Below are 12951 nucleotides of genomic sequence, written 5' to 3'. Positions count from 1 at the left end.
GCGGGGCCTCATGAGTCGAAACGAAACAGGGTGCGCGGCGAATCGCGCAGCACGCGCAGGCGCTCGCCGGGATCGGGCAGCCAGCGCGCGAGCGCCGCATAGGTGGCGTCGAAATCGACACGTTCGCGGTGCTGCGTGTGCGGCCAGTCGCTGCCCCACACGAGCCGCTCGGCCGTGAACGCGGTGCGCAGCGCGCGCGCGGCACCGAACGCGTCGATCGCGCCGTCGCCCGCCACGCTGTTGCGATACGCGGCCGACAGCTTGACCCAGACGCGGCCGGTATCCGCCAGCAGCAGCAGGCGCCGGAAACTGGGTGCGCGCTCGGCGAGCGCGGGTGACGGGCGGCCGAAATGATCGATCACCAGCGTGCACGACTGCGCGAGCAGCGGCGCGGTGATGGTGTGCAGATCCTCGATGCCGCGATGGATCTCGACATGCCAGCCCAGCGCGTTGACGCGGGCGAACAGCGCGCGCCACGCCGACGCGCCGAAATCCGGAATCGGCAGCCCGACGAGGTTCAGCCGCATCCCGACCACCCCCGCACGGTCGAGCGCATCGAGATCGCGATCCGCAATCGTGGGGTCGACCACCGCGACACCCCGGAAGCGGCGCGGGTAACGCCGCAGCACGTCGACGAAGAACGTGTTGTCGGTGCCGAGAAAGCTCGGCTGCACCAGCACCGCATGCGTGATGCCGTGTTCGGCGAGATGCGCGACGTACGTGTCGAGCGACGCGTCGTAATCGGGCGCGTGCCGGACAATGGGCGCGAGCGGCAGGCCGCGCGCGAATACATGCGCATGCGCATCGACGGCGGCGACGGCCGGGTCAGCTGCACACCACGCGTCCATCGACCGCGCAGCCGGAATCTGTTCGACGAGGGGAGTCACGAGTCGATCCATGAAGTCTGCAAGAGGCGCCCGGCCGCAGTGCCGGGCGGTTCGGTGGCGACGCGGCGAACGCTACAGCGACACCTCGGCGCGCGGCCGGCTTTCCGCATCCGTGTCACCGCCGGGCGCGACGCCGGACAACCGGTGGCTGCGCGTTTCCGGCAGGAACCACACCGCGATCACGACGAGCCCGTAGGCAATGCCCGCGTCGATGCCGAGCGCCGTGCCGAGCGGCAGCGACTCGCCCATCCGCCCGACCAGCACCGGAAAACCGGCCGACACGATGCGGCCGAAGTTGTAGCAAAAGCCCACGCCGCGCCCGCGCACGTTGCGCGGGTAAAGCTCGTTGAACAGCGTGCCGAGCGTCGCCGGAATGCCGGCCGAAAACAGTCCGAGCGGGAACCCGAGCAGCAGCATCGCGACATCGTTCAGCGGCAGGAACACATACAGGTTCACCATCACCGCGCAGCACGCGGCGAACAGCATCACGTTGCGGCGGCGGCCGATCCGGTCCTGCAGGTACGCACTCAGGAAGCAGCCGCAGATGAACGCGACGATCACGACCGCGAGATACGCGCCGGTGCCGAGCACCGACAGGTGGCGCTCGGTCTTCAGGTAGGTCGGCAACCAGATCGTGATGGCGTGATAGCCGCCGTGTGCGCCGACGCCGATCAGCCCACCGACCACCGTCGCGCGCAGCACCGACCGGTCGAAGATGCCGACGGTCGGCCCTTCGTCGGCATTCGCTTGCGCCGATGCCTGCGCCGCCGTCGCGCGCGGCGGCTCCGGAATCGCACGACGGATATACAGCACCAGCAGCGCGGGCAACGCGCCGATCGCGAACAGCACGCGCCACGCCCACTCGGCCGGCACCCACGCAAACACCAGCATGTACAGCACCACGGCGCCGCCCCAGCCGAACCCCCACGCGCTCTGCACGACGCCCATCGCCTTGCCGCGGTGGCGCGCGCCGACCGTTTCGGCGAGCAGCACGGCGCCCGCGGTCCATTCGCCGCCGAAGCCGAGGCCCTGCAGCGCCTTCAGCACGAGCAACTGCTCGAAGTTCTGCGCGAACGCGCTCAGGAACGTGAAGAGCGAAAACCAGCACACGGTGATCTGCAGCGCGCGTACGCGGCCGTAGCGGTCGGCGATCATGCCGGCCAGCAACCCGCCGAGCGCACCGGACACGAGCGTCGCCCCGCCGATCAGCCCGGCCTGCCCCTTGCCGATGCCCCAGGTCGTGAGCAGCACGGGGATCACGAGGCTGAACATCTGCGTGTCGAGGCCGTCGAGTGCCCAGCCGGCAAAACAGCCGCGCAACGTGCGCCGTTCGGTCGTCGATAGCTCGCGGGTCCAGTTCAATGCGGGTCTCCTCGTGTCGTCATGCCGTCGCGGCGCACGGCGATGCCGTGGCCCGATGTGCATCCTATGAAGCGTGGAGATAATTCGCTACCATGTTTTGAATAATTATTCATAACGCAAGCTTATGGAAATCAGGCACGTCCGCTACTTCCTCGCGATCGTCGATACGGGCAGCTTCACGCGCGCGGCCAACGAGCTCGGCATCGCACAGCCGGCGCTCAGCCAGGCGCTGAACCGGATGGAGAAGGAGTTGGGCGTCCGGCTGTTCGACCGCTCGCGTCGCGGCGCGACGCTGACGCCGGCCGGCCTCGCGATGGTCGACGACCTGCGGCTGAGTCTCGCGCGGCTCGACGCGGCCGCGCACCGGGCCGGCGAGATCGGCGCGCAGCGCGCCGGGCGCCTGACGATCGGCTTCGTCAGCGCCGCGCTGTTCGACACGCTGCCGCGCGCGATCCGCGCGTTACGCGAAAGCGCACCCGACGTCGAGCTCGTGATGCGCGAGATGAGCAATGCCGAACAGGCGATCGCGCTCGAGCGCGGCGAGATCGACATCGGGCTGCTGCACACGCCGGTGGCGGTGAACGGCCGGATGCGCGAGAAGCTGATTCGGCGCGACCCGCTCGTCGCCGTGCTGCCGAAGGATTTCCGGCGCCAGCCCGACGGCACGGTTACGCTGCAGGATCTCTCCGCCGTCGGCCTCGTGTGGTTTCCGCACGATCAGCTGCCGCTGATCCGCGCGGGCATCCTCAGCGCGTTCCGTCAGGCCGGGCATCCGGTGGACATCGTGCTCGACGTGAACCGCACGCTGACCGTCGTCGCGTGCGTCGCTGCCGGATGCGGCGTGTCGCTGCTGCCACGCTCGATCCACGCGTTCGCGTTCGACGGCGTCACATACAGCCCGGTCCGCGACGGCGCCGCGCTGCCGAATTTCGAACTGAGCGCGATCTGGCCCGCGCGGTCGCGTCCGACGCTCGCGGACCGCTTCGCCGCGCTGCTGCCGTCGGACGATACGCGTGCCTGAGCATCCGGCCGGCCGGAGCGACCGCCTGTGTGCGCCGCGCGGAACATCGGCGACGTAAACATCGAGGCTGCGGATGCGCTTGTATCCGCAGCACGCGGCGTGCGGTCCTCGTTGACCACCGACACGCATGCTCTCGTGCGGAAAACGAGTTAAGGCGTGTCGAGCACGCCGGCCTGTGAAAAGAGCACCGGTTTTCCACGTGCATCGACCAGCGCGGCAGTCATCGTTGCGCGGTCCTCGCGCTGCGACACCGAAACCGGGCCGCCCGCCACGCGCTGCGTCAGCACGAGGCCATCGAGTCCGACACCGGTCAGCCCGCCACCCGTCGCGACGAGACCGGTGATCGAGCTGCGCGTGCCGGTGTGCTGCGCGGCCCACGTCGTGCCGCCGTCGCTGCTCTCGTACAGGCTGCCGAGCAGCCCGCCGACCACGATCCGCCCATCGGGCATCGCGACGCCCGACCACAACGTGCCCTTGCCGCCCGTCGGCAGATAAGTCCAGTTCGTGCCCCCATCGATCGACTTGAGCACCATCCCCTGCTCGGACACGATGTAGAGCGCGTGCGCGGGATCGGCAAACACGTGATAGAGATTGCGGTCGGCCTTGCCGCCGCCCGGCGGCTTCGGCAGCGTCGTACGCGCCCACGTCTTGCCGCCGTCATGCGTCTGCAGCATCAGCGACCACAGGCCGACCGCGATGCCGTCCTGCGTGTTCGTGAACAACACCGAGAACAGCGGCTGGTCGATCGACGTATCGAGCCGCTGGGTGACCCACGTGTCGCCACCGTCGTCGGTCGCGAGAATCGTGCCCCACTGGCCGACGGCCCAGCCGTGCTTCGCATCCGCGAACGTCACGGCCGACAGCGTCGCCGACACCGGCACGCGCCGCGCCTGCCGCCAGTGCTTCCCGTCATCGTCGGACAGCAACACGATGCCGTGCTCGCCGACCGCGACGATCCGCGCACCAGCGCGAGTGGCATCCATCAGCATCATGTGCGTCGGCGCGGCCCAAGCGTGAGCCGGACGGCTGGCCCACGCGGCGACCGTGCCGCTACCCTCCTGCGCGAACGCGGTGGCGGCGATGAAGAATCCGATACCTGCAACGAGTGTCTTGATCATGGCTGGAACTCCGGTCAGTGGCTGAACAGGCCCGGCGCACGGGCCGGCTTACGTCGCGGAAACCAGCGCTCGAGCAGCGACGCCAGTGCGGGCAATGCAGTCATCGCCATCACGAGGTTCACGATGAACATGAATGCGAGCAGCTTGCCCATGTCGGCCTGGAACTTCAGTGCCGAGAAGCTCCACGTCGCGACGCCGATCGCCAGCGTGATCGCCGTGAAGATCGTCGCGACACCCACTTCGAGCATCGCGTGCTGCACAGCCTTGACGATGTCCTGACCGCCCGCGAGATGCACCTGCAGCCGGTTGTAGATGTAGAACGCGTAATCGACGCCGATACCCACCGCCAGCACCATCACCGGCAGCGTCGCCACCGTCAGCCCGATCTGCAGCTCCTTCATGAACCAGTAACCGATGAAGGTCGCGACCGACAACGGCAGGCAGCACGCGAGCATCGCGCGCCAGTCGCGGTACGCGAGAAACACGAGGATCAGGATCGCCGCGTACACGTAGAGCATCATCGGCAACTCGCTCTTCTCGACTTCGTCGTTCGTCGCGGCGAGCACGCCCGCATTGCCGGCCGCGAGCCGCACCGTGATGCCGGGGAACGGATGCGCTGCGCGGTACTGCTTCACGTCGTCGAGAATCCGGTTGATCGTCGTCGCCTTGTGGTCCGTGAGGAACAGATGAACGGCCGTCATGCTGCAATCGGCGTTCATGAACCCTTTCGCGCGTCCAACGTCGACCGACACCGCGCCGTAGTTCTCCGCAGCGATCGGCACGACATTCATCTTCGGGTAGTCCTCGTTGTAGCCCTGGTTGTACGCGCGCAGCATCGAGGCATACGACTGCACCGACACGACGCCCGGTTCGGTGCGCATCGCGGCCGAGAAATCGTCCTCGTACAAGCCGACCGCCGCGTTGTCGCACCCCTTGCCGTTCGACTCGATCGCAACCGTCAGCCAGTCGAGCCCCATGTCGTAGTTGCCGGCGATCGACGTCGCGTCGCGATTGAAACGCGCGTCCGCGCGCAGTTCCGGTGCGCCCGGCTGCAGCGTGCCGATCACGCGGTCGCGGCTCTGCCACGCGGCGAGACCGAACACCATGGCTGTCAGCAACACGGTCGCACCCGCGTATTTCGGTTGTGCGACGCGCGCCAGTGGCCGTAGCCATGCCGCGCGGCGTTCGGCGCGCGTCAATGCGCGATCCGCATACGCCTTCGTGAAGTTGAAGCACGAAGCCGCGACGGGCAACAGGATCAGGTTCGTGACGATCTTGTACGCAACGCCGAGCGACGCGGTAATCGCCAGCTCGCGCACCATCGGAATCGGAATCAGCAGCAGCGTGATGAACGATACGAACGCGGTAATCAGCGCCAGCACGCCGGGGATCAGCAACCCGCGGAAACTGTGGCGCGCGGCATCGTAAGAACGCTGTCCGTGCGCGATCTCGCGGACGATGAAGTTCACCTGCTGCACACCGTGCGACACGCCGATCGCGAACACGAGGAACGGCACCAGCACCGCGAGCGGATCGAGCCCGAAGCCAAGCAGCTTCAGCGTGCCGAACTGCCACACGAGCGACGTCAGCGAGCACCCGATCAGCAGCACCGTGAAGCGCACCGAATGGCAGTACCAGTACACCGCGAGTGCCGTCAGCAGCAGCGCAATGCCGCAGAAGCCGAGCACGGCCGTCGCGCCGTGGGCGATATCGCCGATCTGCTTCGCGAAACCGATGATCTGGATCTCGTAGCCGGCATCCTCGAACGGCTTGCGGATCTTCTGTTCGAGCAGGCGATTGAACGCAACGTAGTCGAGCACCTTGCCGGCGCTGTCGCGCTCGTTCAGCTCGGCCGTGATCATCGCGCTGTCCTCGCCGTGCGACACGAGCGTGCCGACGTAACCGCCGAGCGTCGTCGAGCGGCGAATGCCCTGCACGCGCTCGGGTGTCAGCTGGTCGGGCGTAATCGTGCCGGGAATGATCGGCTCCGCGCGAAAGCCTTCATCGGTCACCTCGTTGACGAACGCGTTCGGCGTCCACAGCGAGCGCACGCCGATCCGGTCGACGTTCGGCAGGTACGTGACGGCCTGCGTGACGTCGTACAGCCGCGTGAGCCCCTCCCTCGACCAGATCGACCCGTGCTTCGCCCGTACGACCACGGTGATCCGGTTCGCGCCGAGCAGGTCGTTCCGGTATTGCTGGAACGTGCGGATGTATTCATGCCCGATCGGCATCTGCTTTTCGAAACCGGCATCCATGCGCAGCTGCACGGCGAACACGGCCATGACGACGGTGAACAGCGCGATCGCCGAGAGCACGAGCACGCGATGACCGAAGAAGAGCCTTTCCAGGCGACCGACCAAACGATTGAGCACGACCTTACCCCTTCATGTATTGCGACGGCGCACGGCAAACGATGCGCACCGCCTGCCCCGTCACCATCAGAAATTCCGCGTGACGAACATCCCGACGAAATTGCGGTCCGCATACGGCTGCCCGACCGTCTGGTGTCCGCCGAAGAACGCGGTGAAATTGATGCCGGCCTGCCAGGTCGGCGGGTTCTGGTTGAACAGCACGTAGACGTTCACCGACTTCGCGCCCTGCAGGTAATTCGCGGTGAAGGTCGGCGTATAGCCGTACAGGCCGTCCGAGAACGTCACGCCCGGCGTCACCTGCCAGCCATGGATCAGCGAACCGTCATAGGTCCAGTTGAAATCGATCGTCGCGCCCACCGAGCTCGCGGTGCCTTGCGCCATCGCGACCGGATAGCCGAGCCCCGAACCGTTGTTCAGCCACGGCGCATAGCCGGCCTGCGGCGCCTGCGTGACGGTCTGCCCGCCGACGGTGCGCGTCACGCCGCTCGCGCTCAGCCCCGGGTAGTAGATCCACGTCAGCTCCCACGTCAGCGCGGCCGAATCGGCGCCGAGCAGTTTCAGAAGCGGATACTCGCTGCGCGTCAGCGCCAGCAGCCCGTTGAGGTCGTACTGGAATTTCTTCTTGTCGACCCATTGCGGGCAGTCGAGGCCGGTCACACCGTTCGTGATCGCATCGAGCGGGCCGCCGGGCCCGTAGCAGCCCGTCAACGCAACGGCGTCGCGCGGCCGGTACGACAGCTCGGTGCCGATCGCCCACGGGCCGACGCCGAAGTTCGCGCTCGCGCCGAACAGCTGGCGGCTGCCGAGATAGGACGCCTGGATGCCGCCGTTCGCCAGCGCGGTCAGCACCGGCGACTTGTCCGTATAGTTTTCGTAGTAGAGCGCGAAGTTCGCATCGAACGAGCGCGGCGAGAAGTTGAACTTCACGCCGAACTGCGGCCGGTATTTCGCCGGCAACGTCGTCGTGAGCGGCAGCCCGATATCGTTGAACGGCGGCCCCGCATACGTGCCGTTCACAAGCCCATTCTTGATCGCGCTCAACGCGTCCTGGTTGCCCGCTGCGTTCGTCCCGCCGATCGCGTTCGCGATCGTGCCCGCGCTCGGACCCGCGACGTTCGGGTTGGCGGTATTCACCGTATAGGGTTCGGCGCCGCGTCCGACGATATTCGACGTCGACCAGTACGAGCCGACCGGCGGGTAACGGTTGCCGTTCCACTGGAACTGGTAATACGCCTCGGTGCTGAACCCGTGCGACAGGTCGGCCGCGAAGCTCGCCATCGGCGCCGGCAACAGCGCCTGCTTGAGCTGCGAGCCGGGAATCAGCAGCTTCTGCACGTCGATCGAGTTGGTCGCGTTGATGCCGCTCTGCGCGAACATGCTCTCGCCCCAGTTGATCACCTGGTTGCCGACGCGCACATGCGCATTACGGCCCGCGATCGTGAAATCCTTCTCGCCCCACAGGTCGAGCAACTGCGCGTTGTACACCACCTGCGCGGCAGCCGTGCTCGACAGCGGCGTGCGGTTCGTATTCCCGGCCATGAAGTCATACATGCCGGTGCCGCGCACCATGAACTTCAATCCTTCGCCCGGCATCTTCAGCAACAGCTCGCTGGTCGCGCTGACGTAGGTGCTGAACGGCTGGCCCTTCCGGTAGTTCAGGTTGCCGCTGTCGCCGAAGCCCCATTGATTCGTATTCGCGCTCGCACCGCAGCCGAACGCGTTCGGATCGCCGGTGAGCGAACAGCTCGGGCTCTTGGTCCGGATCCCGGCGCCGGCCGTCAGGTTGGTGACCCACGAACCCTGCAGGTCACCGGTCCCGGTCGCGAACTGGTAGCCGAATGCACTCGTGGCCGTCGCCCCCGTCACGGCGAGCGAAATCATAGTATGCCTAATCATTATTCTTGGTTTCATGTCCTGTCCCTCCCCTTCTCGGCGCCGGCACGCGTCGCACGCGCGCCGGGTCTTCACGCTAGGCGGTGTGCGTCATCGTTCGCTGACCGAGCGCAGCGATTCGGCCGTATAGAAATCCGGCTTGAAGCGCGGATCGTTCGCGCGTTCGTAGTAGCGGATGTCCTTGCCCTGCCCGATCGACGAACCGTCGAACACGTAGCGGCCGTTGTTCAGGTCGTACTGGACGAACGGCTGGTTGTCGCACGCGCCGCCCAGTTCGAACACCGGAATCGGGTAGCTCTCGCGCACCTTCCAGAGCTTGCCCTGCGCGTCGTAATCCTCGGCCGTCAGCGCGAGCCAGCTGTCCTCGTCGAGATAGAAGGTCTTCTTCGACGCGACGTGGCGCGCACTCGCCTTGAGCGTCGCCTCGACGACCCACACGCGATGCACTTCGTAGCGGCGGTGCTCGGCGGAAATGCCGTTCGGCGTCGCGACGTCATGCAGCTTGCTTTTGAACGTGTACAGCCCGAACGCGTTGTACGGCACGATCATTTCCTTCTTGCCGACCAGCTTCCAGTCGAACCGGTCGAGCGACCCGTTGAACATGTTCGAATCGTCGACCAGATACTGATTCTCGAAGCCGATCAGCGGCGCATCGTGCGTATAGGCCGGCATGCGCCGCACGCGGCGCTGGCCCGGGAAGTAGTAGTACGTCTCCGAGTCCTTGTCGTAATACTGGCGCTGCACGAACGACTGCCCGGCAAGCGCGGCCGGCGAATTGATCGAGAAGTAAACGGCCATGTTCATCTGGTCGACGTCCTGCGGCGACGTCTTGCCGAGCCTGCCGGCCGGCAGGTATTCGGCCTGCGGGCCGACTCCGTCGATCCAGTCGCTGCTGCCCGGGCGCGGTGAAATGACGGTCGCGATCGGCGACCATTCGATCCCTTCGCCGCGATAACGCGTCTCGTAGTTCAGCATCGCCTCGGCGCCGGTCTTCGGCTGCGGGAACGGGACCCCGGGCAGCGCGGCCGCCTGCAGCGACTGGCCGTTCGCGGCCAGCTTCGCCGCCGTCAGGTTCGCTTTCGAGTTCTGCTCGGCCACGTCGGGCAACTGGCATTCGCGGTGCGACGGATAAACGTCCATCCGATAGCCCTTCAGTTGCCTGATCAGCTGGATCTGGCCGGGCGACAGCTTGTCCGCGTATTTGTCGAGATTCGCCGCGTCGATCGAATACAGCGGCTGCTCGTTGCGGTGCTTCCAGAAATCGCCACGGACTTTCCCGTACTCCCATCCCGATTGCGGCGCCTGCCGGCCGGCAAAGGCCGGCACGAGGCCGTCCTTGCTCGGCCCGCGCTCCGCGCCGGTCGCCGTGAGGTCTTCGGCCACCGCGCTGCCGGCGGCCAGCCACAACGCCGCCGCGACGGCGGTCAACGTTCCGATTGCATGCTTCCTGTTCATGGTTCTCGCTCCCGATCCTGATCCTCGTTGCCGGCAGCCGCCGTGCAACGCCAAGCTGTCCCTGCCATCGGCTCGATGGCGCGTCCTTCGAGGGCCGGTGTCTCCGGCCCGGATGTCATGTGTCGGCACTCCTCCTTCAGCGCGCGGATCGCCGGCTTGCGATCGCCGAGCGGGCTTCGCGCAGGAAGATGCGGCGGGTCACGCCCGGGGCTGGCTCCTGCGTCATTCCACCACCTTCCTAAATATGTCATTTGACCTAATCAGCGTTATACGCACGGCAATTTGAACTCACAAGTCGGGTGAAACCCTCAACTGAGAGAGGTGTGTCTCGAGTCGTACGCTCAAGCCATTTCTTTTGATTTTTCGCGCATTTATTGAATATTTCGGCTGCCTTACGTCGCTCATCGACAAGTCGCCGGCCGTCATCGGCTCGTTCGGTGGGCCCGGCCGATTACTTCGCCGGCAGCCGCGGATAGGTCGAACTGACCTACTATTCGACGTCGCACAAAGGCAAGTTGCGCCGAAGATGCCGTCACGAGTGAAACAACCGACTTCATGCCATCCGGGTGACGCCGGAAACGCGCGTAGAATTTCGCGCAGCGCCGTTCGGGGCGAACGGGCACCGGCGAGTTTCGGCAGCGTGCGCGGCCACGGTCAACGCATGCCTGCAACCCGCACGGCTTGAGACACTAGGTCGGATAACCTACAATCAGCATCGCATCCGCAAGACCCGGGCAAGCGTTGCCCGCCGGAGGAGAAACTTCGATGGAACCGAAATCGACGAGCCCTGATGACATTCGCGCGGAACCTGCGTCGCCGCGTCGACCAGAGCCAGCGTCAGACGCGAAGTCGGCCGACGGCACGCGTGCGCCGACCCAGCGCGGCCGCAATACGGTCGGCCGCATTCTGGAGAGTGCGTTCGAGATCTTCGTCGTCGACGGCTATGGCGGCCTGACGATGCGCAAGGTCGCGACCGGCGCGGGGCTCGCGCTGTCGAACCTGCAGCACTACTTCCCGTCGCGCGAGGCGCTCTACGCGGCGATCATCAGCGAGACCATCTCCGAGTATTCGAGGAACTACGACAGCGTGCGGACCGACGAGACGCTGTCGCCCGAAGCGCGGCTGGAGAAAGTGGTCCGGATGCTGATCGAGGATGCGAAGCTGCCGCGAACCCAAAGCCTGTTCGTGAACTTCTGGGCGCTTGCGCATGCGCACGAGTTTGCGCGGCAGGCGATGGAAGACGCGTACCTGTTCCAGCGCCAGATGATTGCCGGCTTCGTCACGGCTGTGAATCCCGGCCTGACGCCGCAGCAACTCGCGCGCCGCTCAGCGCTTATCACCGCGCAGATCGAAGGGCTGAGCGTATTGATCCCGCAGCGCAATCGCTTCCCGTCCGATATCAAGGGCATGGAAGACGAAGCGGTAAAGGCCGTGCTCGCCGTGGCATCGCTGCCGGGCTGAAGGCGTGGCAACGGACTGTCGCCGCTGCAAACGGGAACGCTTACGACCATGCGCCCTTGCTGGCCAGCGGAGCGGAGCCGAGCCAGTCGACATAGAGGTCGACCGTGCGCGCGACGACACCCACCGGAATCGCGTCGAAGCGCAGTTGCGACGCGAATGTCGCGAGCGTGAGGCCGGGTGCGGGAATCGTGCTCGCCATCATGGCGCACGGCAGCGGAATCGGATCGTGCCGTTCGCGCAGCGTGTCGTCAGTCACCGCGAGCCGGCGCCGCGCTTGTGACGCGTCTTGCATCCCATCGCCGTCAGCGCCCCGATGCGCGTCAGGCAAGCGTCGCGGTCGCCTGCATCGTCAGCCAGCCATCGCGATCCTTCGCCCACAGCTCGATCGTGCGGCCGTCGTCCGACGGCTTGCCGCACAACGTGAACGGCTCCCCATCGAAGGTCGGGCGCACCGCGCGGAATGCGAAGCTCGCGAGCGTCGCGTCCGGCCGTTCGCGATGCACGAGATCGACGAGCAGCGTCGCGATCAGCGGGCCGTGCACGACGAGCCCCGGATAGCCTTCTTCCTGCGTCACGTAGCTGCGGTCGTAGTGGATACGGTGGCCGTTGAAGGTCAGTGCCGAATAGCGGAACAGCATCACGGCGTCGGCCGTGACGGTGCGCGCCCACGTTTCGCCCGTGGGCGCCGCGACCGGCTTCTGCGCCGGCGCGCCCGGCCGCGGCGCGTCGCGATAGACGATGTCGTGCTCTTCCTCGACGCACAGTGCGTCATCGGATTCGATCCGATGCTGGACCGTCACGAACACGAGCCGCCCGCTGCGGCCCGTCTTGTCCTCGATGTTCGCGATCGTCGATTCGCGCGTCGCGCGCCGCCCCGCACGCAGCGGCGCATGAAACGTCAGCCGGCCGCCGGCCCACATGCGGCGCGGCAGCGGCACGGGCGGCAGGAAGCCGCCGCGCTTCGGGTGGCCGTCTGGGCCAACCTCGGCCAGCGGCGCGACGGGCAGGAAGTAGAGCCAGTGCCACATCGGCGGCACGACGTCGCCAGGCGACGGGCGGTCGAGCGTGGCGGCCAGCGCGTTCAGCGGGAACGCGGTGATGTCGTCGCCGAGTGTTTCGGTCTTGCCGACCCATGCGTCGAGTGACACGGGTGCGGCGGGCTGCTTGGATGAGTTCGACACTGATGGAGTCTCCGGTACGCTGGCAATGGCCCTAATATGCACGCCGCACGCCGTTTCGCGAAGTCGGCTTTCCCGAACCGGGGCTTCGAATTTGCTTAACCCATGCGGCCCCGTCCGCCCGGCCGGACGATTTTCGTCTGACCATTCAAACCATCCAATCTAGTCGCCACGCGCGCCGCGTGCGATTCCTGGCGCCAA

At 66.4% G+C, this 12951-nt stretch carries 9 protein-coding genes and 1 pseudogene; 2 read left to right on the top strand and 8 right to left on the bottom strand.

Translation table 11 applies throughout. The features are described from left to right. Positions 1-8 precede the first annotated feature (8 nt). Complete coding sequence (locus tag U5809_RS32285; protein ID WP_322089516.1) at positions 9-899, bottom strand: amidohydrolase family protein; 891 nt, start codon at positions 897-899, stop codon at positions 9-11. 60 nt (positions 900-959) lie between these two features. Further along, the gene (locus tag U5809_RS32280; protein ID WP_322089515.1) at positions 960-2249 is read right to left on the bottom strand and encodes an MFS transporter; all 1290 of its coding nucleotides are present in this window, start codon (positions 2247-2249) and stop codon (positions 960-962) included. Positions 2250-2373: 124 nt separating this feature from the next. On the opposite strand from U5809_RS32280, the gene U5809_RS32275 reads away from it, so the two are divergent. Next, positions 2374-3270 (top strand): LysR family transcriptional regulator, encoded by an 897-nt coding sequence (locus tag U5809_RS32275; RefSeq protein WP_322089514.1) that lies wholly within the window; start codon positions 2374-2376, stop codon positions 3268-3270. Between the two features lie 149 nt (positions 3271-3419). On the opposite strand, the gene U5809_RS32270 is transcribed toward U5809_RS32275, so the two are convergent. The 4 genes from U5809_RS32270 to U5809_RS32255 form a co-directional block, all read right to left on the bottom strand. Continuing rightward, positions 3420-4388, bottom strand: a complete 969-nt coding sequence (locus tag U5809_RS32270; protein ID WP_322089513.1) for a WD40/YVTN/BNR-like repeat-containing protein — start codon at positions 4386-4388, stop codon at positions 3420-3422. Positions 4389-4402: 14 nt separating this feature from the next. Continuing rightward, positions 4403-6763 (bottom strand): efflux RND transporter permease subunit, encoded by a 2361-nt coding sequence (locus U5809_RS32265; protein ID WP_322089512.1) that lies wholly within the window; start codon positions 6761-6763, stop codon positions 4403-4405. Positions 6764-6829: 66 nt separating this feature from the next. Further along, positions 6830-8674, bottom strand: coding sequence for a DUF1302 domain-containing protein (locus U5809_RS32260; protein WP_322089511.1), 1845 nt, complete (start codon positions 8672-8674; stop codon positions 6830-6832). Between the two features lie 72 nt (positions 8675-8746). Further along, complete coding sequence (locus U5809_RS32255; protein ID WP_322089510.1) at positions 8747-10111, bottom strand: DUF1329 domain-containing protein; 1365 nt, start codon at positions 10109-10111, stop codon at positions 8747-8749. Positions 10112-10876: 765 nt separating this feature from the next. On the opposite strand from U5809_RS32255, the gene U5809_RS32250 reads away from it, so the two are divergent. Then, positions 10877-11572 (top strand): TetR/AcrR family transcriptional regulator, encoded by a 696-nt coding sequence (locus U5809_RS32250; protein ID WP_322089509.1) that lies wholly within the window; start codon positions 10877-10879, stop codon positions 11570-11572. A gap of 49 nt (positions 11573-11621) precedes the next feature. On the opposite strand, the pseudogene U5809_RS32245 reads toward U5809_RS32250, so the two are convergent. Both U5809_RS32245 and U5809_RS32240 read right to left on the bottom strand, forming a co-directional pair. Next, positions 11622-11774: pseudogene (locus tag U5809_RS32245) on the bottom strand (MmgE/PrpD family protein); the annotation flags it as partial. A gap of 118 nt (positions 11775-11892) precedes the next feature. Further along, complete coding sequence (locus U5809_RS32240) at positions 11893-12753, bottom strand: FAS1-like dehydratase domain-containing protein (RefSeq protein WP_322089508.1); 861 nt, start codon at positions 12751-12753, stop codon at positions 11893-11895. Positions 12754-12951 lie beyond the last annotated feature (198 nt).

Source organism: Burkholderia sp. BCC1999, from assembly GCF_905339975.1.
Lineage (GTDB): Bacteria > Pseudomonadota > Gammaproteobacteria > Burkholderiales > Burkholderiaceae > Burkholderia.
This window is presented reverse-complemented; position numbering and strand designations above follow the sequence as displayed.